Origin of the sequence: Aeromonas veronii bv. veronii (assembly GCF_000820225.1) — a bacterium.
Taxonomy (GTDB): Bacteria; Pseudomonadota; Gammaproteobacteria; order Enterobacterales; family Aeromonadaceae; genus Aeromonas; species Aeromonas veronii.
In genome coordinates, this window is sequence record NZ_CDDK01000025.1 from 136,600 (window position 1) to 158,564 (window position 21,965).

General features: G+C 61.4%; 19 protein-coding genes. 11 read left to right on the forward strand and 8 right to left on the reverse strand.

Annotation, left to right across the window (positions count from 1 at the left end; all coding sequences use genetic code 11):
* Positions 1–9: 9 nt before the first annotated feature.
* Both BN1139_RS10955 and BN1139_RS10960 read right to left on the reverse strand, forming a co-directional pair.
* On the reverse strand, positions 10–1,272 hold the full coding sequence (locus BN1139_RS10955; protein ID WP_005340326.1) for a GntP family permease: 1,263 nt from the start codon (positions 1,270–1,272) through the stop codon (positions 10–12).
* Positions 1,273–1,390: 118 nt separating this feature from the next.
* Positions 1,391–2,506 (reverse strand): sugar diacid recognition domain-containing protein, encoded by a 1,116-nt coding sequence (locus BN1139_RS10960; protein WP_005348863.1) that lies wholly within the window; start codon positions 2,504–2,506, stop codon positions 1,391–1,393.
* Between the two features lie 209 nt (positions 2,507–2,715).
* On the opposite strand from BN1139_RS10960, the gene BN1139_RS10965 reads away from it, so the two are divergent.
* Positions 2,716–3,090 (forward strand): YacL family protein, encoded by a 375-nt coding sequence (locus BN1139_RS10965; protein ID WP_031227767.1) that lies wholly within the window; start codon positions 2,716–2,718, stop codon positions 3,088–3,090.
* A 66-nt stretch (positions 3,091–3,156) separates the two neighbouring features.
* Complete coding sequence (locus BN1139_RS10970) at positions 3,157–3,453, forward strand: hypothetical protein (protein WP_005348860.1); 297 nt, start codon at positions 3,157–3,159, stop codon at positions 3,451–3,453.
* Between the two features lie 67 nt (positions 3,454–3,520).
* Here the strand turns inward: BN1139_RS10970 and BN1139_RS10975 are convergent, their stop codons facing one another.
* On the reverse strand, positions 3,521–4,258 hold the full coding sequence (locus BN1139_RS10975) for a substrate-binding periplasmic protein (protein WP_005348858.1): 738 nt from the start codon (positions 4,256–4,258) through the stop codon (positions 3,521–3,523).
* 120 nt (positions 4,259–4,378) lie between these two features.
* On the opposite strand from BN1139_RS10975, the gene BN1139_RS10980 reads away from it, so the two are divergent.
* From BN1139_RS10980 to BN1139_RS10990, 3 genes are all read left to right on the forward strand, one after another.
* Positions 4,379–5,209: a CPBP family intramembrane glutamic endopeptidase gene (locus BN1139_RS10980; RefSeq protein WP_005348856.1), complete on the forward strand. Its 831-nt coding sequence runs from the start codon at positions 4,379–4,381 to the stop codon at positions 5,207–5,209.
* Between the two features lie 206 nt (positions 5,210–5,415).
* Entirely contained in the window at positions 5,416–6,732 is a 1,317-nt protein-coding gene (locus BN1139_RS10985; protein WP_005348854.1) for a sphingomyelin phosphodiesterase, read from the forward strand.
* A complete protein-coding gene (locus tag BN1139_RS10990) occupies positions 6,729–7,514 on the forward strand; it encodes a hypothetical protein (protein ID WP_005348852.1) in 786 nt (261 codons plus the stop codon). The genes BN1139_RS10985 and BN1139_RS10990 overlap by 4 nt, the downstream gene beginning before the upstream one ends.
* A 2-nt stretch (positions 7,515–7,516) precedes the next feature.
* Here BN1139_RS10990 and BN1139_RS10995 read toward each other — a convergent pair whose 3' ends face one another.
* Positions 7,517–8,737, reverse strand: a complete 1,221-nt coding sequence (locus tag BN1139_RS10995) for a DEAD/DEAH box helicase (RefSeq protein WP_005348850.1) — start codon at positions 8,735–8,737, stop codon at positions 7,517–7,519.
* A 144-nt stretch (positions 8,738–8,881) separates the two neighbouring features.
* Here BN1139_RS10995 and BN1139_RS11000 point away from each other — a divergent pair, with 144 nt between their 5' ends.
* Positions 8,882–9,709 (forward strand): type 2 periplasmic-binding domain-containing protein, encoded by an 828-nt coding sequence (locus tag BN1139_RS11000; RefSeq protein ID WP_005348844.1) that lies wholly within the window; start codon positions 8,882–8,884, stop codon positions 9,707–9,709.
* 58 nt (positions 9,710–9,767) lie between these two features.
* Here the strand turns inward: BN1139_RS11000 and tpx are convergent, their stop codons facing one another.
* A complete protein-coding gene (tpx, locus tag BN1139_RS11005; RefSeq protein ID WP_005348842.1) occupies positions 9,768–10,268 on the reverse strand; it encodes a thiol peroxidase in 501 nt (166 codons plus the stop codon).
* 184 nt (positions 10,269–10,452) lie between these two features.
* Here tpx and BN1139_RS11010 point away from each other — a divergent pair, with 184 nt between their 5' ends.
* Positions 10,453–12,906, forward strand: a complete 2,454-nt coding sequence (locus tag BN1139_RS11010) for a zinc/cadmium/mercury/lead-transporting ATPase (RefSeq protein ID WP_005348839.1) — start codon at positions 10,453–10,455, stop codon at positions 12,904–12,906.
* 200 nt (positions 12,907–13,106) lie between these two features.
* Here the strand turns inward: BN1139_RS11010 and pulA are convergent, their stop codons facing one another.
* Positions 13,107–17,171, reverse strand: a complete 4,065-nt coding sequence (pulA, locus tag BN1139_RS11015; RefSeq protein ID WP_013724136.1) for a pullulanase-type alpha-1,6-glucosidase — start codon at positions 17,169–17,171, stop codon at positions 13,107–13,109.
* 262 nt (positions 17,172–17,433) lie between these two features.
* On the opposite strand from pulA, the gene BN1139_RS11020 reads away from it, so the two are divergent.
* A complete protein-coding gene (locus BN1139_RS11020) occupies positions 17,434–17,847 on the forward strand; it encodes a hypothetical protein (protein ID WP_005348835.1) in 414 nt (137 codons plus the stop codon).
* A 47-nt stretch (positions 17,848–17,894) separates the two neighbouring features.
* Here the strand turns inward: BN1139_RS11020 and dmeF are convergent, their stop codons facing one another.
* A complete protein-coding gene (gene dmeF / locus BN1139_RS11025) occupies positions 17,895–18,860 on the reverse strand; it encodes a CDF family Co(II)/Ni(II) efflux transporter DmeF (protein WP_005348833.1) in 966 nt (321 codons plus the stop codon).
* Between the two features lie 71 nt (positions 18,861–18,931).
* On the opposite strand from dmeF, the gene BN1139_RS11030 reads away from it, so the two are divergent.
* From BN1139_RS11030 to BN1139_RS11040, 3 genes are all read left to right on the forward strand, one after another.
* The gene (locus tag BN1139_RS11030) at positions 18,932–19,207 is read left to right on the forward strand and encodes a metal/formaldehyde-sensitive transcriptional repressor (protein ID WP_005348831.1); all 276 of its coding nucleotides are present in this window, start codon (positions 18,932–18,934) and stop codon (positions 19,205–19,207) included.
* Between the two features lie 127 nt (positions 19,208–19,334).
* Positions 19,335–20,531, forward strand: coding sequence for an amino acid aminotransferase (locus BN1139_RS11035; protein ID WP_005348829.1), 1,197 nt, complete (start codon positions 19,335–19,337; stop codon positions 20,529–20,531).
* A 60-nt stretch (positions 20,532–20,591) separates the two neighbouring features.
* Positions 20,592–21,524 carry a LysR family transcriptional regulator gene (locus BN1139_RS11040; protein ID WP_005348827.1) on the forward strand — a complete coding sequence of 311 codons (933 nt, stop codon included), beginning with the start codon at positions 20,592–20,594 and terminating at the stop codon, positions 21,522–21,524.
* A gap of 63 nt (positions 21,525–21,587) precedes the next feature.
* On the opposite strand, the gene BN1139_RS11045 is transcribed toward BN1139_RS11040, so the two are convergent.
* Positions 21,588–21,911 (reverse strand): DUF1820 family protein, encoded by a 324-nt coding sequence (locus BN1139_RS11045; RefSeq protein WP_005340296.1) that lies wholly within the window; start codon positions 21,909–21,911, stop codon positions 21,588–21,590.
* Positions 21,912–21,965: the final 54 nt, after the last annotated feature.

The window sequence follows — 21,965 nt, forward strand, 5'->3', positions numbered from 1 at the left end:
ATCAATTCCTTAGGCGAGGCCAAACACGCCAAACATCAGGGTGGAGACAGTGGCAATGGTCAGACCGACTGCTGTTTCGTAAGGGATAAGTTTCAGGCGCTCCCCCACCCCCATGTGGACGCTGCCACCGGTGGCATGGAAAAAAGAGCCGTGGGGCATGTGGTCAAACACGGTGGCACCGGCATGGATCATCGCCGCCCCGGCCAGACTGCTGATCCCCAATTCAATCAGGGTGGAGCTGAATACGTTGGAGGCCACCACGGTACCGGCGGTAGTCGAGGCGGTTGCCAGCGACATCAGGGCACCGGAGATAGGCGCCAGCAGGTAAGAAGGCAGACCGGAGGCGGTCAGGCCGCTGATCAGCACATCTTTCAGGCCGGAGTTGGCAATGATGCCCGCCAGGGTACCGGTACCCAGCAGCATGATGGCGACCGGCGCCATACGAGCGAGACCGGAGACCGCAAACTGGTTCACCTTGCTGAATTTACCCATCATCAGGGCACCGACCAGACCACCAAGCGGCAGCGCAATCAGCGGATCCACCACGATACCGGCGACCGGCCGCAGGGCCAGCAGCAGGATGGCGACCAACGGTGCGCTGATGGCGGCGGCAAAGCCCGGCAATTTGGCACCGGCAAAGCTCACCACCTCGTCGGCAGCAACCTTGCTGCCCTTGTTGTTGAGGCGCTTTGCCAGCCAGTAGGCCATCACCAGACCGAACAAACCCGGGATGATGCCCGCCGCCATCACTGAGGTCAGGGGCAGATGGAAGGCATCAGCCGCGGCAATGGCGTTGGGGTTGGGGGACATGACGTTACCCGCCTTGCCGCCGCCGATCATCGCCAGCAGGATGGCCGCCTTGGAGAGGTCGGCACGGCGGGCGATGGCCAGCGCGATGGGGGCGACCGTGATAACGGCCACATCCACGAATACGCCGACCGCAGTCAGGATCAGGGTTGCCAGTGCCAGCGCCAGCAGGGCGCGGGTTTCACCGAGTTTCTTGACGATGGTCTCGGCGATAGTGGTAGCCGCGCCCGATTCGATCAGCACGCCCGCCAGTACACCGGCCGCCAGGATCCGCATCACAGCAGTGGTGATCCCCTGGGCACCGCCGATCATCAGGGCGACGGTCTGGGTCAGATCGGCACCGCCAATCAGGCCACCGGCCAGGGCACCCACGATCATGCCGTAAGCGGGCGGCACCTTTTTCAAAATGAGGATGATGGCGATGGAGAGCGCCGCGATGGCGCCAAGGGCTGTAACCGGGATCATGACGGACACCTTCAATGGGAGTGAATGGCCGCCATTATGGAGATCTGCAATCAGAATGCCTTGGCTTACAAACCAAAAATTGCGTCATGTAAAAGTGTTTTTTTGTCCAACTTCACAATCACAAGTCGAGATTAAGGCCGAGATAGAGCAAAAATTTGTCGTCTAACTTGTTGAAATTCAACCCGGTTATCTGCTCGATCCGGTTTAGTCGGTAACGCAAGGTATTGGGGTGAATGAACAGCGCTTCGGCACAGCGATGCAGATCACAATCCTGCAAGAAATAGTGGCGCAGGGTCTTCTGCAGCGCCCCTTTGCCATCTTCACGGGCCAGTTTCTGCAGCGGTGTGCGCAGCTGATCCGCCTGCCATGAGTCCGCCAGACTGCCGAGCAGCACCGGCAAACGGTAGTCCTCAAAGAAGTAGACCTGTTTACGTGGCGCCTGCCGCATGCCACGGCGCAGGGTATCCCGCGCCGTCTGGTAAGAGCGCGCCAGCCCGTCGATCCCGGCGAAGTAATCGCCCACCGCGATATGCACCTTGAAGTGGGGAATGCGCGCCAGTAGTTGCTTGATCCGGCTGCGCTCCTGCGCCGATTGCCAGACACCCTCACTCAATTGCGCCGGTTTGAGCACCACTATCTCGTCGAGCCCGTTGATGGCGACCAGATTGTCCCGCTCCGGATTTTCCAGCTGATGAACCAGCTCCCGCAGACGAGCCGGATCGGCCTCCTCCAGCGCCAGCACGGCCACCACCCTGGGCTGGGCCAACTCCAGCCCGAGAAAACGGGCCGCCTGCTGCAGCTGATCGTCCCGCCCTTCACCACGGATTAGCTGCAGCACCAGCTCCTCCTTGTGGCGCTTGTCCCACTGCAGCTGCTCGGTGAGCGCCGCCTGCTCCAGAATGAGCTCGGCGGTCATTCGCACCAGCTCGGCGTAAGCACGCACTTCCTCCGGATCGCCGGAGATGCCGATCACCCCGATCAGCTCTCCCTGATAGGAGATGGGTAAATTGATGCCGGGTCGCACCCCTTTGAGCTGCAGGGCGGTCGCTTCGCTGATCTCCACCACTCGGTTTTCGGTGAGCGCCAGCACGGCCCCTTCGTGGCGCTGATGGATCCGCTCCGGATTGCCGGACGCAATGATGAGACCATGTTCGTCCATCACGTTGACCGAGAACGACAGGATCTTCATCGCCCGTGCGACGATCTGGCGGGCAAGGTTATCGTTTAGCTGCATAACATCTCCGGACAAGGGGCTGATCTGACTACGTCACCACGAGGCGATTCAGGGCACATGGGCGCAAAGATGCCACATCATCAAGACAAGCGAGAGGGGGATCGCTAGAATAGGCCACTTTACCCGATGTGTGCCCCGCCATGGAGCAGGAATTGCGTGCTTGCACCCGCCTGCCCGTGATGGCCCATCCCTCCGATCTGGACTGTGCTATGGATTATGAATTTCGCCGCGACCCGTTTGGTGGCTATCGCGCCCGGTTCTCCATGGGCCATGAAGCCATCGGTCAGTGGCTGATCGACGAGGTTGGCAAGGATGAGGAGAAGCTCGACGAGCTCTTCTCCATCATTGATCAGCTCTCCAACCGCACCCGAGTCGAATACCGGCTCAACGGCGGTGACTACTCCCTGCTGCTGACCCATGAAGAGGCGGAGGTGAAAGCCAACGCCCTCAATATCGAGCTGGGTGAGGATCTTGACGATCTCGCCTACTACGATGATGAACAGCTGGCCATGTGCGGGCTGGAAGATTTTGCCCAGGTGCTCGGCTCCTGGCGCGCCTTTATCCGTAACGAGGATATGGGCTGATTGACCCAATGTCGGATTACTATGTCGGGCAAACGTGCCCTTTTGCCTAACTCAACAGGATTGACTATGTCTATTTACGATTTTGATGACGAACTGCCGGAAGACGAAGAACAGGAATCTACCAAGAAAGCAGCTGCACCAGCCAAGAAGAAAGGCAAGCAGGTGATGAACACTCAGGTCAACCTGAGCCCGCGCGATGCCAGTCGTCTGAACGGCATGCACGTTGAAGCGATCGCCACACTGGACGACGTCAGCCTGCCGAAGAACGTCATCTTCAAGGCTGGCCTGATCGCCCTGGGCGAACTGGAAGCCGGCAAGCGCGCCGATATCATCGCACGCGTGATCGCAGAATCAGGCCGCTAATCGCCCCTGAAGGTATAAAGAAAGCCGGAGCCACTGCTCCGGCTTTTTGTTTGCCGCCCAGGTACTCTCAACGGCAATCGATCCCCTTTCCGGCTCGGGAGACCAGTTGGTCATAGCGACCATCGGCACGGGCGGCAGCTAGGGCATGATTGAAGCGCTCAAGCAGGCTGGCGGCCTCCGGGTACTGCCGTGAAATGATCAGATAAAAAGTGTCGCTCTGACGAAAGTGGGGCAATGCCTGCAGATGGCAGGGGTCGCCAAACAGCTGACGGCTGGCATCCCGGGTCACCGTCTCGTTCATCGGCAGCAGATCGATCCGTTTGCGATCCAGCAGTTGCAGACATTGTGCCAGGGTCTTGGGGCGCTGCAGATCCAGCCCGAAACGCTTGATCACCCCGTCGGCATGGCTGGTGCTCCACCCCAGCGGAATGCAGACACGCAGCCCTTGCCAACGGCCAGCCTGAATGGCCTCACTCCCCCGATAGGTGAACCAGGAGAGGCGATCTATATGAATGGGAGCGCTGTAGTGGAAGAGCTTGGCCCGCTCGGCAGTCCAGGCGTAGGGGAAGGTGGCCGCGACCAACCCATTGCGGGTCAACTGATAGCCGCGGGGCCAGGGCAGGTAGTCGACCTGGAGCTCTCGATACCCGGCCTCTTGCAGCAGGGTCGTCACCAGCCGGGTGCTCTCGCCGCCTTCAGGCAGTGCTTTGCCGGTATAGGGGGTGAACTCACCGGTCACCAGCAGCAAGGGCGCGGCCTGCAGCCAGACACACCAACAACACAACAACCACAGACAGTGCTTCATCAGCTGCTCTCCCTTTACCCTGTTGATGAGTATAGAGAAGGGATCCGACCACCTCCTGCGCGGTTGTCCTGCTGACGCCCACTTGTTAAGGTTGCCGCCTGCCTCGATCAAGGAGATCCAATGTTACCCCTCCCCGACTCATTTATCTGGGGCGCGCTGGCGCTGGCCGTGCTGCTTGCCCTCTTCCGCCAACGTCTTCCCGCCTTTGCCCTGCTGGGACTCTCCCTGCTGCTGGCACTGTGGCTTGACCGAATGACACTACCCGCCCTGCTGGTCTCGGTCGCAGGATTACTGTTGGCATGGCGTACGCCAACCCTCCCCGCCCGCTGGGCGATGGCGGCCAGAGTGGTGCTGATCCTCTGGGCGATTGCGCTGACCCTGCACCTGATCCCCGGCTTCAACAATCTCAAGGTGCTGGATCAGGCGCTGGCAGGCCCCGCCAGCGTGCCGTTCAACATGTATCTGAACCTCGACAAGCCGCTGCTGCTCTTTGGCTTGCTGCTGGCCTGCCCGATGCTGCTGGGCAAGGGGGGCGCAATCCGCTGGCGCCCGCTGGCCCTGTTGCTGCTGCCGCTGGGTGCCCTGCTGGTCATCGCCTGGCAGTTGGGGGCACTGAAACCGGAAGTGGGTCTGCCCCACTGGTGGTGGCTGTTTGCACTCAACAATCTGCTGTTCACCTGCGTGGCGGAAGAGGCGCTGTTTCGCGGCGCGATCCAGCAGGGGCTGACCGAACGTTACCGCCCCTGGATTGGCATCGTCGTGGCTGCGCTACTGTTCGGAGCCATCCACCTGCCCGGTGGCCCCCTGCTAGCGCTGTTTGCGACTCTGGCAGGCTGCTGCTATGGCCTGGCATTCCAGCTCAGCGGGCGACTCTCCGTGGCCATCCTGATCCACTTCGCCTTCAACTTCTCCCATCTGGCGCTCTTCACCTACCCGCTGGCCCACCGCTAACTCCTGAAGTGAAGGCGCCCGACACGGGCGCCTTCCTTCGCACCTCCCCCCTCTCTCTTTAAGCCTGCTGCCTCGCTCGCTTTACACCTCCACAAAGCTCCAAACAAAACCAATTCATTTACTTGTAACCAAAATGTAAACAAACTGACCTCTGCATTCGCCATAACAGTCACTTTCCATTGCCCTGCAACCAAAAGGATCCTGTGATGCAGAAAACCCTCAGTTATGCCGCCCTGCTGCTGGTCAGCCAGTTCCCGCAACTGGCACTGGCCGATACCGATGTCTACCTCACCAACAACAGTCCTGAACCGCTCCAGATCGACATCCGCCAAAGCGGCAGCGGCCAGCTGCAACCCGGCAGTCAGTGGAGCCAGCACCGCACCGAGCTGGGCCCGTGGGAGAGCGCCATGGTACTCAGCTTCAATCGCTATGAGGGGGTAAAAGCGGGCAAGAGCTATCTGTTCGAAACCCGCGTGACCACAGCGGGTGGCGACGTCTATCGGCTCAATCAGCTGATGGAGGGAACCTGGTGGAACACCACCTTGCAGCACGGTGGCGAGACGCCGACCGGCGCATCCGGTTGGCAAAACGATCGAGCGATCCATCGCGTTGCCGGGCCACAAGAGCTGGCCTTTGCCGCCAAGTTCACCGGCCGCTACGACGATCTGCACTATATGCTGACCCCCGCCAAATCCTTGGAGCAGCCCGACCCCGCAGAAAACCGGTTGAAAGTAGCCAGCTACAACGTCTGGGCGCTGCCGGTGATCGCCTCCAGCATCGGCGAGCGGTTGACCTTGCTGCCTGATTATCTCAAGGGTTATGACGCCCTGCTGCTGCAAGAGGTATTCGATGGCCGCCGCGAGGGTTTTTTACAGGCGCTGGCGAAAGAGTACCCCTACCAGACCAAGGTACTCGACAAGCCCGGGATCAACGTCCACGACGGCGGCGTGGTGATCGTCAGCCGCTATCCCATAGTGCGGGAGGCCCAACTGGTCTATCCCCAATGCACCGGCACCGACTGCTTCGCCGACAAGGGGGTGATGTACGCCGAGGTGATCAAAGGGGGCAAGGCGTGGCACCTGTTCGCCACCCACACCGCCAGCTTCGACACCGACGAGGCCCGCAAGCTGCGCCAGATCCAGTTCGGTCAGATCCGCTCTCTGGCAGCCAGCCTCAAGATCCCTGCCACGGACACCGTCATCTACGGCGGTGACTTCAACGTCAACAAACGCAAGTTTGCCGATGACTACGCTAATATGCTGGCCAATCTGAACGCCCATGAACCCGCCTATGGCGGCTATACCGAAGCCACCTTCGATCCCAGGATCAACCCCTATGCCGGTGGCCCACTCTCCGGTGGCGCCAACGTCGAGTATCTGGACTATCTGGTAGTGAGTCGGGAGTACGGCAACGCCAGCCACAACCTCAACACGGTCTGGATCCCGCGCAGCAGCGATGGCAGCCTCTGGCCCGCCAGCAACCTCTCAGACCACTTCCCGGTCAAGGGAGAGATCAGCCGATGACTCGCCGTTACGGGATACTGGCGCTGGCTATCCTGACCCTTTTACTGGTGAATCTGGGCTGGCAGGAAGAGCCGTCTTCAATATCGCCAGAACGGTCGGAGGCGCCTTCTCCGGCCGATGTGCAGTTGCCAGCAGAACCGGGGAGCCCGCCTCCCCGAATGCCAAACGCCGAGGGGATGGATGGCAAAAGCAAAGAAGTGCCCAGCAGCTGGCAGGCGATGCCGGATGAACTGATCAACCAGCTTGCCAGCGAGATCAGCGACAGCGAGTTGCCGCTGGCGCAGCGTGTGAGCAATCTGGAAGCAACAGAGGCCGGGTGGCTTAGCGAGGGTGAGAGTCTGATCCGGCTACAGGGACGCTATGCCCTGGCGCTGGATCAGTTGGCGCAGGAGAGCGAGCAGTTGCCGCTGGCCGAGCGGCTGGACACCCTCACCCGCTTGCAGGATCGGTGGGCGGCGGATCATCCGGATCTGGCGGTGGATCTGTTCAACCCGGATGCCCGCCTGCAGCAAGCTCGTCAGCTTTGGGGAGATGAGGAGCTGGCCACCCTGGCCCATCACTTCCTGCCCGCAGAGAAGGCCGAAGCCACGCTGGCGTTTGCCGGGGCGCGCCAGCAACAGCTCGATCAACGCAGTCGCTACCAGCGAGAGCTGGCCGAGCTGGAGCAGCAACTGGCGGCCAGCCAACAGCAGATGGATCCTGCCCTGTGGCAACAACACAAGGAGGAGGTGTTGAGCCAGTGGCGTCGTGACTTTTTCGCGCGGGAGCAAGGCACACCCTGAGGTCAGCGCTTGCCCTTGAACTGCTTGACGCTGCGCTTGGCCTGAGTACGGCGATTGGCCTGCTTGTCACGCGGGGGGCGCTTGCCCTCCCCGCTGGCAGGCTGGTCGGTAACCGGGAATCCAGCCAGATCGCCCAACGGTAGCTCGCGGCCGGTCAGGGTGCGAATGGCTTGCAGCATGTCACTCTCGCCATGACAGACCAGCGAGATGGCCAGCCCCTCGCGGCCAGCCCGGGCGGTACGACCGATGCGGTGTACATAGACGGGGGCGCTGGCGGGCAAGTCCAAATTGATCACCACCGGCAGCGCCTCCACATGGATGCCGCGCGCCATCAGGTCGGTGGCCACCAGCACCCGAATTTTGCCCTCTTTGAAATCGCCGAGCGCCTGCTCGCGCACCGCCTGCTCCTTCTCGCCATGAAGGGCGGCCACCGCAATGCCCGCCTTGGCCAGCTTTCTGGCAACCCCGTCGGCATCATCCCGCGCACTGATAAAGACCAGCACCTGCGGCCACGCCTGCTCCTTGAGCAGGCTGATGAGCGCCGGGACCTTGCTGCTCTTGTTGACCAGATAGAGCCGCTCTTCGATCTCGTTTACCACGCTGTTAAGGGGGTTGGCCTCGATACGGGTTGGCTCGCGCAGCAAGCCGTTGGCCAGCGTCTCCAGCTCGGCAGGCAAGGTGGCGGAGAAGAGCAGGGTCTGGCGATCCGCCGGAATAAAGCCGAGCAGCGCCTTGATGTCGGGAGCAAAGCCCATCTCCAGCAGGCGATCCGCCTCATCCAGCACCAAGAGTTGCAAACCATCCAGCCCCAGCACCTGTTGGGTCAGCAGATCCCGCAACCGCCCCGGCGTGGCCACCAGCAGCTGTGGCCCCAGCGCCAGCTCGGCCTGTTGCCGTTCCTGCGCTACGCCCCCACACAACGTCACGATGCGCAGCCCCAGCGCCTCGGCACCCTCTTTTAGCGCGGCAGTGACCTGAATCGCCAGCTCGCGGGTCGGCACCAGCACCAGACCCTGCACCTGACTGGAGGCGGGATCCAGCCGTTGCAGCAGCGGCAAGCCAAACGCCAGCGTCTTGCCGCTACCGGTCTGGGCCAGTGCCAGCAGATCTTGCCCCGCCAGTGCAGCCGGAATGGCAAGCTGCTGGATGCGGGTCGGCGTCTGCAAGGTGACGGGCAAAGAGGCAAGCAAGTCGGGATGAAGGGCAAGTTCGCTAAAGGTCATGGCGCTACGTCAACAAAGAAGTGGGAGGCGAAGTCTAGTGAGCGGGGGCCGAGAAGTAAAACCCTATCCATGATGGCCTGACCGAGGGGGGCTGGCGACCGGCTGACTACACTTTAGCTGACCCATCACCAAGAGAGACACGCCATGACCAGACACATCCCCCTTCTGCTGCTCGTGGTCACCCTGCTCGGCAGCGCGACTCTCGGCCTGTCGCAGACTCCGGAGAACGACGCCGCCCCCGAGCCGCCTAAACCGGTGCGCATCCTCAATGCCCACCTTGGCGAGCTGCCGGGGCTGATCAATGCCGACAAGACAGGCCCCTTTGTCGACCTGGTACACGCCATCGATGACCTCTACCCCGATGTGACCATCAAGATCACCATCTACCCCATCGCCCGTGCCATGGCTGGGGTGATCTCCGGCAAGGCTGACCTGGGGCTGCCCGCCATCCGCAACCTCAAGGATATCGATATGCTGGCTTATCGCTTCAGCACCCGCAGTTTTGGCAAGGTTGCCCATGTGATTTACAGCAATACCGCCTATCCGGTCACCACGGATATGGCCTATGGCATAGTGCCCACCAAACGGGACCTGCTGATTGAAGCCGTTCCCGACTATATGCCCTTCCCGGTGCAGCGCTCGATGAGTATCGAGCAGTCACTGCGCAAGCTCTCACGCGGCCGTATCGACGCCTTTGTCTGGGCACAAGAGGAGGCCGACCTGATGCTCAAGCAGCTGGGGCTGACCAATATCAGGCGAGAATTTTTCGGAGATTTCGAGGATGTCTTCATCATCCAGAAAGGGGCTGCAGGTGATGAGATGGACGAATTTCTCCGGCAAGCCATCGATCAGCTGGCTGCAACCGGCAAACTGGCCGAGATCTACGAGAAGATCCACCGCCCCTATGTGGAGTGGCAACCCTCCCCAACCGCCAAGGCTGAACCGGCGACCACCCCGCCCGCTACGCCCTGAACGGACAATTCCCGCATAAAAAATCCCGCCGAAGCGGGATTTTTTATGGCTTGCAGCCTTACAGCACGGCCAGCGCCGCAGCGTAGTTCGGCTCGTCGGCCACTTCGGCGACCAGCTCGCTGTGCAGCACCTTGTTGTCACCATCCAGCACCACGATGGCGCGAGCGGTCAGACCGACCAGCGGGCCGGAAGAGAAGGCAACGCCGTAATCTTCCATGAAGGCCGCACCGCGCAGGGTGGAGAGAGTCACTACCTTGTCCAGACCTTCGGCGCCGCAGAAGCGGGACTGGGCGAACGGCAGATCGGCGGAGATGCACAGCACAACTGTGTTCTCCAGCGCGCTGGCCTGCTCGTTGAACTTGCGCACAGAGGTCGCGCAGGTCGGGGTATCGACGCTCGGGAAAATATTCAGGATTTTGCGCTGACCGGCAAAGCTTGCCAGGGTCACGTCGGAAAGATCCTTGGCCACCAGGGAGAAGGGCTTGGCTTGCTCACCGACGACCGGGAAGTGACCAGCGACGGAAACCGGGTTGCCTTGCAGAGTGACTGAGTTGCTCATGTGTTATGTCCTTTATTGGTGTAGTAAAAATCCGGGTGATCAGTATAGGGGCGGCGGGACCAGACAAACACCCGCGAAGACAAGGGATATAAAGGGGTTGACCTTGGACTTAACACCAAGGTTTAGACTCCTTCTCGGTAATCAGGGATCTCGCAGGGGCGGGATCCATCAAGAGGGACTCATCATGAGCAAATCCTGCTGCAATCATCAGCACGCCGCCCCCATCAAGGCCGTCAGCAAGGCGGCCCCCGGCCAGAGTGAGCATCACCACGATAGCCACTGCTGCGACAACACCACGCCCGTCAGTTGCTGTTCAACCCCGACGCCTCATGAGCACGCATCCCGTGACGGCAATGAATCCCCCGGGGATGAAGAGCCTCCCCGAGGAAGCTGTCACGATCAAGCGTGCTGCAGCGCCCCCTTATCGCCAGCTCACGATCATAAGCATGAGCATGAGCATGAGCACGATATGCCCCCTGCCGACCCGCTGGTTGCGCCGGAGCAAGGCAACAGCCGCCATAGCTGGCAGGTGATGGGAATGGATTGCCCCAGCTGCGCCCGCAAGATCGAGACCGCCGTCAGCCGGGTGAGCGGCGTGCAGCAGGCGCGCGTGCTGTTTGCCACCGAGAAGCTGGTGGTGGATCTGGCACCCGGCCTCTCCCCCGATCCCGTCACCGCCGCCGTGCTGGCCGCAGGTTTCCAGCTCAAGGGGGAAAGCGCTGACAAGCAGGCCGCTGGCCGCAAGCAAGCTTCACAACAGCCCCTGCAAGGCAATCTATTCGGTAACTTGTTGGGCAAATATTGGCAGCCCCTGTCACTGGCCGGCCTGATGCTGGTCGCCGCCCTGCTGCCGAAAGAGCTCGGTCAGCCACTCTTTACCTTGGCAACCCTGTGGGGGCTGTGGCCCATCTCCCGCAAAGCGTGGGCGCTGACCAAAAGCGGCTCTCCCTTCGCCATCGAGACCCTGATGACGGTCGCTGCCGTGGGGGCCCTGTTCCTCGGCGAAACCGCGGAAGCGGCCATGGTGCTGCTGCTCTTTATGCTGGGTGAACATCTGGAGGCCTACGCCGCCGGACGCGCCCGGGCCGGAGTGACCGCGCTGATGGCGCTGGTGCCTGACAAGGCGCTGCGGATCCGTACCACTGCCGAGGGCGAGGTGCGCGAAGAGGTCGGCGCCGATGAGCTACGTCCCGGCAACATTATCGAAATCGCTCCGGGTGCGCGCCTCCCGGCCGATGCCCGCCTGCTCGATGAGCTTGGTGCGTTTGACGAGAGCGCCCTGACCGGTGAGTCTATTCCGGTGGAACGCCGTCAGGGTGACAAGGTGCCGGCCGGCAGTCTGGCTGCAGATCGAGTGCTGCGCCTTGAAGTCGTCTCCGAGCCCGGCAACAACGCCATCGACCGCATTCTGCACCTCATCGAGGAGGCCGAAAGCCAGCGCGCGCCCATCGAGCGCTTTATCGACCGCTTCAGCCGCTGGTACACCCCGGCCATGATGCTGGTCGCCCTGCTGGTGGTGCTGGTGCCGCCCCTTGCCTTCGGCCAGAGCTGGGACGAGTGGATCTATCGCGGGCTGGCGCTGCTGCTCATCGGCTGCCCCTGCGCGCTGGTCATCTCCACCCCGGCAGCGGTTACCTCGGCGCTGGCCGCGGCCACCCGTCAGGGGGCACTGATCAAGGGTGGTGCTGCGCTGGAGCGACTGGCCCATATCGACACCGTCGCCTTTGACAAGACTGGCACCCTGACCCTGGGCAAGCCGCAGCTGACCGAGCTGGTCAGCCTTAATGGCCAGCCGGAAACCGAACTGCTGGCACTGGCGGCTGCCATCGAGCAGGGCTCCCACCACCCACTGGCCCGCGCCGTGGTCGCCAACGCGACCGAACAGGGATTGACGCTGGCGGAGGCCCGCGACCTGCGCGCACTGCCGGGCATGGGGGTTGAGGGACGCGTCAACGGTGAACTGTGGCAACTGCTGGCACCGAGCCGGGTGGCGGCCCTGAATATGGAACAGCAAACCCGGATTGCTTCGCTGGAGCGGCAGGGCAAGACCGTTGTGGTGCTCTGCCAGAGCAGCGATGCTCAGGCGTTGCCGGTTGCCCTGCTGGCGCTGCGGGATCAGATCCGGCCGGAGGCGGCAGCCGCGCTGCAAGAGCTCAACCGACTCGGGCTCAACAGCATCATGTTAACCGGGGATAACCCCCGTGCCGCCGAGGCGATCGCCACCGAGCTGGGCATGGGCTGGCGTGCCGGTCTGCTGCCGGAAAACAAGGTAGAAGAGATCGCCAAGCTGGCCAGCACTCGGAAGGTTGCCATGATCGGCGATGGTATCAACGATGCCCCCGCCATGAAGCGGGCCAGTATCGGCATCGCCATGGGAGGCGGCACCGATGTGGCGCTGGAGACCGCAGATGCGGCGCTGACCCACAACCAGCTCGGCGGTATTGCCGCGATGATCCGGTTGTCGCGGGCGGCACTGGCCAATATTCACCAGAATATCGCGCTGGCACTGGGGCTGAAGGCCATCTTCCTGGTCACCAGCCTGCTCGGCATCACCGGCCTGTGGATTGCGGTGCTGGCCGATACCGGCGCCACCGCGCTGGTGACCGCCAACGCCTTGCGGCTGCTGCGCAAGCGTTAAGCCAGCCGATAGCATCCTGGTCACAAGCCGTCCCCAACCGGGACGGCTTTTCTCTGCCTCCCCTCCTGACACCTGCAAAGAAAAAGCGCGTCTGCCGGTCGGCAGTCGCGCTTTGCTTACTCTCTCGGAGTTATCCCACCCTTGGCGAGGTGGAATTCAACCCGGGGACGCCGAGCCATCCCCCAGACTCAATGGCTTGCTTACTTGACGCTGCACTCCTGAATGACGGCAGTACCCGCTTTGACGCCAGCCGGGTCAACCTTCACCAGCACACTCCACAGCCCCTGCGGCAGGGTGATGCTGTTATTGGCACTGCCCCCCTTGGAGAAGGCGAACGAATAGCCGGTTTCAGCGTTCACCGCGCCGCCACCGTTGAGCAGGTACTCCTTGCTCCAGTCCTCGTTGGCCACCTTGAACTCGGTGCTGCCGGCGTAGTTGAACGCCGCCTGATAGATGGCGAGATCGCCGTCCATCCCCTTGTAGCTCAGCTGGTACTGAGGTTGGGCTCCCCAGCCGGAGAGCTCACCCTTGACGAACAGGTTGTAGCCGAGCGGATTGCCCGCCACCGTATCCAGCACCTTGCAGCTCTGCACCGGCTCGGTGAAGCTGACGCTCAGGGTCGGTTTGTCCTTGTTCATGGCGGTAAAGACAAACTTGTAGCTGCCTGCCTTGGCCAGATCGACACCGATATTGCCGGTTTCTCCCCCCTTGCAAAGGGTCAGCGGAGTGCCAACCACCAGCTTGTCACCAGCGTTGCAGCTGCCGTAGTTGACCGGCCCCCAACTGGCGTCAGCGATCTTGACGTTGGTGGTACCCAGCTTGTCGGTGCTCACCTCGGTAGTGAACTCGTACATAAAGTTGCCGCTGAAGGTCATCTGGTTGGTGTTGCCCCACTCATTGAGGAACCCCTTCAGATAAACATCGGTGTTGCCAAACGGTGGCAGGGTGCTCAGGTCGGTCTTCTTGCTGACCGGCAGGCCCGCGCCCTGGGCGCCATTCTGCGGCTTGACGAACACGGCGGCAGACCAGGCCCCCAGCGTCAGCTGGCCATTATCATAGGCGGCGCCGCTGGCGATGCTGTCGACTGCGCGATGCTTGCTGCTAAGCACCATACCGCTCAGATCGATGGGCTGATCGTTGCCGTCACGGAAGTCGCCGATGCTCTGGCTCTGGTTGCTGGCGTTGATCATCACCACCAGACCGTCGATGGCCGGATCCAGATCCGTCCCGGCACTGACGCCATCATCCACCGTCATGACGATAAGGCCGGGCACCTGATCCGGGCCGGTATTGCGGAAGTCGACCCGCTTGATCACCTCGGCACCGCTGCCCAGACGCAGCAGACGGGAAGAGTTGCGCAGCTCCGCCAACTCCTGATAGAAGCTCACCATCTGCGCCATCTCGGCCGAGCCCGGCTTGGCATGCTTGCCAAGCACCTGCTCGATCAGCGGATAGTTGTCGCCATCCTTGTCCTTGCGCGGCAACCCCTTGTCGAAGTTGTTGTCGCCCAGGGTGTAGTCGACCTTGTTGTACCAGTCGCCCGAGTCATAGCTGTCCCGCTCCATGGATTTGGAACGCAGCAGCTCGACACCGGCGTGGGTGAAGGGAATGCCCTGACCCAGCATGGCAGTCGCCAGCGAGACCCCCTGCATCCGCACCAGATCGGCTCCGGCAGGCGCCTTGTAGATCAGGTTGTCGAACAGAGTCTGGTTGTCGTGCTTGTCGACATAGTTCTGCACTTCCACCGGATCCTGGGCATAACCGGCGCTCTGACCGTTGTAGTCGATCTCGGCGCCTTTCTTTGGCATGCCATCCTTGTCGGTCAGCACGAACTCCTTGAGGTTGCCCGCCATGCCGAGCCGCACCAGATCGGACTGGTGCAAGGCCGTAGCCAGATCCACCTTGCTCATTTCGTTAGGATCGACGAAAGCACCGTTGCCAAAGCCCTGGGTCTTGCGAATGGTATCGCCGCCGTCGAACGGACTGCCGCCGCGCACCGCATCGCGCAAGCGGTCCGAGAAGGAGCCGATACCGGTACCGCCCAGATGCTTCTGGGTCGCCTGCACGAAACGCTTGTCATCCTGCACTTCGCCGAAGTTCCACCCCTCGCCGTAGAAGTACATCTCGGGATTGACCTTCTTCACCGCGGCCAGCGCCTGCACCATCTGATCTTTCGGATGGTGGCCCATCAGGTCGAAGCGGAAGGCGTCGATCTTGTAGTCGCGCGCCCAGGTGACCAAGGAGTCATCCATCAGTTTGGCGAACATGGCATGTTCCGGCGCCGTGTTGGAGCAGCAGGTGGAGTTCTCCACCGAGCCGGTCTCCGGATTGAGGCGCTGATAGTACCAGGGCACTATCTTGTCGAGCACCGACTTGGGGCCGAGCCCGGATTCGTTGGTGTGGTTGTAGACCACGTCCATCACCACGTTCATGCCGATGTTCTGCTTGATGGCCTTGACCATCTCTCGGAACTCCAGAATACGTTTGGTGCCCTCGGCGTTGGTGGCGTAGGAGCCTTCCGGCGTGGTGTAGTGGTAGGGATCATAACCCCAGTTGAAGGAGTCGACGCCGCGCAGGTAACCGGAAAGCTCCTGCACCTGCGGATTATCCTTGCTGTCGCCCCCTTGCAGGTCGGCCAGCACATCCCCCACGGTCTGACCGCCACCGCAGTAGCTGCCAAACTTCGAGGTTTTCACATCCGGATTGACCTGACAGAGCTTGCTGAAGTCATCGCCGAGATTGGCCACCTTGGCCGGATCCTCGTTGACGGTGGCGATATCGAACACCGGCAGCAGGTGCAGGTGGCTGACGCCGCTTTTTGCCAGCGCTTTCAGATGGTTGACCGGTACAGAGTCGGGCTGGGTCAGACCGACAAATTTGCCGCGCTTCTCTTCATCGGTGGAGGCATCGTTCCCGGTCAGGTCGCGAACATGGGCCTCATAGATGGTGATATCGGCGGGGTTCTGCTGGCTGTGGGGCGCCTTGAGACTGTCCCATCCTTCCGGTTTCAGGGCCGGATCGTCGAGATCCACTACCTGACTGAACTCGGAGTTCATCGCCAGGCTCAAGGAGTAGGGATCGGTCACCTCATAGTGCTCAACCTTGCGGCTCAGCGGATGGTAAACCTCCATGTCGTAGCGGTAGAACTGACCGATCAGCTCGCTGCTCCCCTCGTAGCTCCAGCTGCCGCTGGCGCTGTCGAAGGTCATCGCCACTTCACCACTCTTCTGGTGGCTGGCGTTGTAGAGGGCCAGCTTGACCGACTTGGCGGTCGGCGCCCAGAGGCGGAAGGTCACCCGGTTGCCCTCTACCACGGCGCCATAGCTCAGCTTGGTCGCCTCTGGGGCATAGAGCGCATCGAGGGCGTCGGCGCTCTGCACTAGGGTCGCTCCTTGCAGGATACCGTCGGCATCGGTGCCGATAGCCACCAGTTCCCCCTTGAGCAGGGGCTTGAGATCTTTACCGGCAGGCAGGGCAAAGGCGGCGGCATCCTTGAGATGCGGATATTTGGCCTGCTGCTCGGCAGTGAGGCTGGTCGCGGTCAGGCTGATATAGGGGAAATCGAACACCCCATCGGCATTAGCCTTGATGGTGCCCGAGTCGGTGTAATAGAGGCGAACGTGGGGCTTGTCCTTGCCCCCTTGCCAAATCAGGGTATTGCCATCGATAAGATGAGCGCTGGCCCCCGCCACGCCAAAGGCGGCGGTAAAGGCTTCGGCACGGCTGCCAAACAGATCTTTCTTGCCCGCGACGATAGCCACGGTGCGATCCGGATGCTCACTGAAGCTCACCTTCATATCGCTGCCGGTCAGGTTGGCCAGATCGCCGTTGCGAGCGATAAAGTTGATGCACCCTTCCACATTTTTGAGCGGCACGACCCAGGCCGGACCAAAGCTGTCGGCAGTGGCAGGAGTCTTGCTCTTGTCATCCCACCCGGTATTCAGGCCGCTATCAGAGGTAGCGTTACAGGCATCGTTGTTCCAAAGGTGCAGGCTGTGGCTGTCAAACGGTGCCTTGGCCCCTTTGGCTGCCGACTGGGTATCCACCAGCGCAATGACCACCTGATTTTCGCCGGCAACCAGCAACTCTTTCGGGGGATCCATCTTGGGCAGACGAGCGACAGGCCCATCGGTGACTTCAGGTGTAGGCGGTGTAGGGGGGACGGGGTTCACACCGGAGGCATCAGAGCTGTTGTCATTACAGCCAGACAAAAGCGCGAGCAGTGAGGCTGTTACCAGCGCCACTTTGGTCTTTTTCATATCCATATTTTTATAATTCCCGCTGTAGTTAGTCTCGATAGTCGAGCACCCGGTCATTGCCAGGCGGTGCCATATTAATCAGCGGAAATCGATTCAAATGTGAGCGGAAAGGCAAAAAAACCATCCAGTTTCAACAAGATAACGTTTTCAGACTGAAATTTCGATCCGGCTCACAGACCTCGCGGCCATTTGGCCTCATATCTGGAAAACGGCAGTCACGGGGTCAGAAAAGCAATGTCTGATCAAGTGGATAGACAAGGAGTAAACAATGAAACGGATTGAAGAACAGGCAAGACGACTCGATCAGGAGTATCAGGCGATCGGGCAGCTGTTCGACCAGTTTTGCCAGCAGGCTGGCACCCTGGCCGAGCAGTATCACTTCTTCAACTGGCCCGATTATGAAGACTCGCCCCCGCTGAGCCGCGCCTTCACCCTGCTGGGGGAACCCCGCGAACTGCGGCTGCGCTGTCAGCCCGGTGAGCGATCCGCCCTCAATGGCCTGATCCAGGTGGTCTCGGAGGATGGCACCATAGATGCCAGCCTCGGGTTTCGCGCAGATGGTCAGCTGCTGCTGGAGTCCGGCAAGCTGCTGGACAACCCGCCCGGACTACTGCTCAAGCTGCTGCTCGGCGCTGTGTGGCAACACAAGCCCCAGGATGAAATCACCGGGCAGCCGCACTGACATCAGAGTGCCAACGGCACTGAAACCAAGGGGGCCAAGGGCCCCCGTTATTTATCCTGTTCGCTGGCGATTTCGATGGTCACATGCACCAGCTCTTCATGGATCGCCAACCGTTCGCGGATCTGCTGCGCCGGTAGCGGATTGACCATCAGCAAAGAGAGCACGCAGGCATACTGCTGCTGCCCTACCCGCCAGACATGCAGATCGCGAATATCAGTGCCCGGCAGTTCGGCAATGACCTCGCGGATCTCCGCCACCAGCGGGGTATCCATCTCGGCATCCAGCAGCACCCGACCGGAGTCGCGCAACAGGCCCCAAGCCCATACAGCAACCAGCCCTGCACCCACTATGCCCATCAGCGGATCCAGCCAGTCGGCCCCCCACAACATACCCCCAGTCAGCGCCAGAATCGCCAGCACGGAAGTGGCCGCATCCGCCAGCACGTGGATATAGGCGGCGCGCAGGTTGAGATCCTGATGGCCGTGGTGATCGTCATGGTCATGATGATGGTCGTGGCCGTGATGCTCATGATGGTGGTCATGCCCATGGTGATGGTGGCCGTGATCATCCTTGAGCAGCCAGGCACAGGCGAGATTCACCAGCAGCCCCACCAGCGCGATGGCGATCGCCTGTTGATAGTGGATCGGGCTGGGATCGAGCAGCCGGAACACCGACTCGAACAGCATCAACCCGGCCACTCCTACCAGCAACAGGGCGCTGGTGAAGCCACCCAGCACCTCGATCTTCCAGGTGCCGAAGCTGAATCTGTGGTCGCTGGCGAAATGGCGGGCGGCGCGGTAGGCCAGCACAGAGAGACCGAGCGCCAGTGCGTGGGAGCTCATGTGCCAGCCATCCGCCAACAGCGCCATGGAGTTGTAGAACCAGCCGCCGCCAATCTCCGCCATCATCATGATGACGGTCAACAATACGGCCCAGCGGGTCTTCTGTTCGGCCAGCGGATTGCCCTCGTGGATGACGGGTTGATGACAGTGTGATTGAGCGAGGGATGACATGGATTTCTCCTGAGAGCGATGATGCAATATACTATACCCCAGTATAGTTTTATTGATCGAGAGGATCCGTCATGTCCCACACCATTCACGACAAAAAAAAGCTGCTGGCACGGGTGCGCCGCATCAAGGGACAGGCCGGTGCGCTGGAGAGCGCGCTGGAGCAGGAGAGCGACTGCGCCGCCATTTTGCAGCAGATCGCCGCCATCCGCGGAGCCGTCAACGGCCTGATGCTGGAGGTGCTGGAGGGACATATGCGCGAGCATCTCGGCGCCGCCGATGCCACCCCGGCCGAGCGGCTGGAGGATCTGGATCAGGTGGTCAGCGTCCTGCGATCCTATTTGAAGTAAGCAGGATCGCGGCGACATCCCTTCAGGCTCGACCAGCGTCGGGCTTGAGCCACCGCCAGCTTTGCGCCATGATGTCCAGCCCGGCTGACCGCCGGTTTTACTGGACAGTCAATTTCAAGGATCCCCCATGTTTGAACACGTCGATGCCTATGCTGGCGACCCCATCCTGACTTTGGTCGAGACCTTCCACAAAGACACCCGCGAGCAGAAGGTGAACCTGGGGATCGGCCTCTATTACGACGAGCAGGGCCGCATTCCGCTGTTGCCGTCGGTGCAGCAGGCCGAAGCCCAGCGCGCCGCCGCCCCGGCCCCGCGCCCCTACCAGCCGATGGAAGGCGCCGCCAACTACCGCACTGCGGTGCAGCACCTGCTGTTCGGTGCCGACCATGAAGCGGTCAAGGCGGGACGTATCGCCACCATCCAGACCATCGGCGGCTCGGGCGCCCTGAAGATCGGCGCAGATCTGCTCAAGCGCTACTTCCCGACCTCCGAGGTGTGGGTCAGCAATCCCACTTGGGACAACCACAAGGCGATGTTCGAGGGGGCCGGCATCAAGGTGCATGACTACCCCTACTACGATGCTGCCACTGGCGGCGTGCAGTTTGATGCGATGATCGACTGCCTGAGCAGCCTGCCGGCCAAGAGCATCGTGCTGCTGCACCCCTGCTGCCACAACCCGACCGGGGTGGATCTCTCCTGTGCCCAGTGGGATCGGGTGATCGCGCTGGTGGTCGAGAAGAACCTGATCCCCTTTATGGACATCGCCTATCAGGGCTTCGGTGATGGACTGGAAGAGGACGCCTACGCCATCCGCGCCATGGTGGCCGCCGGTGTCAGCTTCTTTGTCAGCAACTCGTTTTCCAAGAACCTCTCCTTCTACGGCGAGCGCTGCGGTGGCCTGTCGGTCATCTGCAAAGATGCCGAAGAGGCGAGCCGGGTGCTGGGCCAGATGAAGGCCACCGTACGCCGCAACTACTCCAGCCCTCCCACTCACGGTGGCCAGATCACCGCGGCGGTGATGAGCCAGCCCGAGCTGCACGCCATGTGGGTCGATGAAGTGACCGAGATGCGCACCCGCATCAAGGCGATGCGCCAGAAGCTGTTCGAGGTGCTGAGCGCCAAGGTGCCGGGCCGCGATTTCAGCTACTTCATCAACCAGCGCGGCATGTTCAGCTACACCGGCTTCACCCCGGAGCAGGTAGATCGCCTGCGCGAGGAGTTCGCCGTCTATCTGGTACGCTCCGGCCGCATGTGCGTGGCGGGCCTCAATAGCCGCAACGTCGACTACGTAGCTGACGCCATGGCGGCGGTGCTCAAGGGCTAATCCGCATCAGCCCCGCTTTGGCGGGGCTTTTTGTCTGTTTCATTCGCTTGTGGAGTCGTTATGGATCTGATCGCACTCTCGAGATTGGGCGGTCGCCATCTGGTCACCCTGCACCTGCTGCTCGACAACCAGAGCGTCACCCGCACCGCCGAGCGGCTCTGCACCACCCCTTCCACCGTCAGCAAGACCCTCAACCAACTGCGGGATCTGCTGGGGGATCAACTGCTCTACCGTCAGGGAAACCAGCTGTTGCTCACCCCCATGGCCGAGCGACTGGCTCCCACCCTGCACCGGTTGTTGGGGGAGCTGAACGGCCTCACTCGCCAGAACGCCTTCAACCCGCAGCAGTGGCAGGGCAGCTTGCGGCTGGGATTGCGCGAGAGCGTCATGACCTGGCCGGTGGGCCCCATTCTGGGTCAGCTGATGCAGGAGGTGCCGGGCATGGTGCCGGAGATCTGGAACAAGGATGAGCAGGGGCTGGAGGCGCTGACAGCGGGCAAACTCGACTTCGTGATCCTGCCCCATGACCAGAGCCAGCCGTTGCCGCGCCAGCCCGGGCTGGTGTGGGAGACCCTGCGGGAAGAAAAACTGGTCTGCCTGCTGCGCAAAGACCACCCAGCGCTGGCCAAGCCCTGGGATCTCGATGCCTACCTGAGCTGGCGCCATATCGCCATCCGGGATCAGGAGCTGGCCAACCCCTTCTTCGAGCAGAGCCTGGCCCAGCAGCAGGTGCGTCGCCAGATTGGCGCCACTCTGCCCGATTTTGCCAGCGCGGCGGCCCTGCTGCCCCAGACCGATCTGATCCTCACCGCCATCGGTGGCTGGGCGGCCTGCATGGCCAGTCAGCCGGATCTGGTGATGCGTCCGGCACCGTTCGATTACGGCAAGGTGAGTCACAGTCTGGTCTGGTATGGCCCGGCCGGTGATGGCTCGGCCCGTCACTGGTTCCGCCAGCGGATCCTGCAACTGGGTCGCGAATTGATTGAGCCCTGAGCCGGACGACAACGAGCAGAGATTGATGTTTCACCGCGGCGAAACATCAAGGGCAATAAGGGATTAGGGACGTTTGGTATAGATGGGGCTGGGGAAGGAGGCGACGTTGCTGCCCAGATCCGTGATGCGGGCAGCCCCCTGCTTTTTCACCTGATCGATGCGCAGCACCTGATGCATGGGAATAAGGGTCTGGCGCACATCGGCAAATTCGCTCTTGAGCTTCTCGTGACTGGGATCGACGATAAGCGCCGTATGGTTATCCCAGACAAAATCGGCAATCTCGATAAAACCGAACAGCTGGCCCTGATTGACTTCGCGCACATACACTTCGTAGCGCTCGCTGTGGCAAATAAACTGAACTCGATATAACGCCTTGCTTTCACTCATGATTATCTGTCATTGAGGGGTAAGAAGATGGCCATTATTCTAGCCGCCGTTCTC

Bases quoted from the DNA above. Each gene is read 5' to 3' on its own strand.
- BN1139_RS10975 (WP_005348858.1), bottom strand. From the start codon at position 4,258: ATGAAGCACTGTCTGTGGTTGTTGTGTTGTTGGTGTGTCTGGCTGCAG.
- pulA (WP_013724136.1), bottom strand. From the start codon at position 17,171: ATGGATATGAAAAAGACCAAAGTGGCGCTGGTAACAGCCTCACTGCTC.
- BN1139_RS10970 (WP_005348860.1), top strand. From the start codon at position 3,157: ATGTCTATTTACGATTTTGATGACGAACTGCCGGAAGACGAAGAACAG.
- BN1139_RS10985 (WP_005348854.1), top strand. From the start codon at position 5,416: ATGCAGAAAACCCTCAGTTATGCCGCCCTGCTGCTGGTCAGCCAGTTC.
- BN1139_RS10980 (WP_005348856.1), top strand. From the start codon at position 4,379: ATGTTACCCCTCCCCGACTCATTTATCTGGGGCGCGCTGGCGCTGGCC.
- BN1139_RS11045 (WP_005340296.1), bottom strand. From the start codon at position 21,911: ATGAGTGAAAGCAAGGCGTTATATCGAGTTCAGTTTATTTGCCACAGC.
- BN1139_RS11030 (WP_005348831.1), top strand. From the start codon at position 18,932: ATGTCCCACACCATTCACGACAAAAAAAAGCTGCTGGCACGGGTGCGC.
- tpx (WP_005348842.1), bottom strand. From the start codon at position 10,268: ATGAGCAACTCAGTCACTCTGCAAGGCAACCCGGTTTCCGTCGCTGGT.
- BN1139_RS10960 (WP_005348863.1), bottom strand. From the start codon at position 2,506: ATGCAGCTAAACGATAACCTTGCCCGCCAGATCGTCGCACGGGCGATG.
- dmeF (WP_005348833.1), bottom strand. From the start codon at position 18,860: ATGTCATCCCTCGCTCAATCACACTGTCATCAACCCGTCATCCACGAG.
- BN1139_RS11000 (WP_005348844.1), top strand. From the start codon at position 8,882: ATGACCAGACACATCCCCCTTCTGCTGCTCGTGGTCACCCTGCTCGGC.
- BN1139_RS10965 (WP_031227767.1), top strand. From the start codon at position 2,716: ATGGATTATGAATTTCGCCGCGACCCGTTTGGTGGCTATCGCGCCCGG.
- BN1139_RS11020 (WP_005348835.1), top strand. From the start codon at position 17,434: ATGAAACGGATTGAAGAACAGGCAAGACGACTCGATCAGGAGTATCAG.
- BN1139_RS11035 (WP_005348829.1), top strand. From the start codon at position 19,335: ATGTTTGAACACGTCGATGCCTATGCTGGCGACCCCATCCTGACTTTG.
- BN1139_RS10995 (WP_005348850.1), bottom strand. From the start codon at position 8,737: ATGACCTTTAGCGAACTTGCCCTTCATCCCGACTTGCTTGCCTCTTTG.
- BN1139_RS11010 (WP_005348839.1), top strand. From the start codon at position 10,453: ATGAGCAAATCCTGCTGCAATCATCAGCACGCCGCCCCCATCAAGGCC.
- BN1139_RS11040 (WP_005348827.1), top strand. From the start codon at position 20,592: ATGGATCTGATCGCACTCTCGAGATTGGGCGGTCGCCATCTGGTCACC.
- BN1139_RS10990 (WP_005348852.1), top strand. From the start codon at position 6,729: ATGACTCGCCGTTACGGGATACTGGCGCTGGCTATCCTGACCCTTTTA.
- BN1139_RS10955 (WP_005340326.1), bottom strand. From the start codon at position 1,272: ATGATCCCGGTTACAGCCCTTGGCGCCATCGCGGCGCTCTCCATCGCC.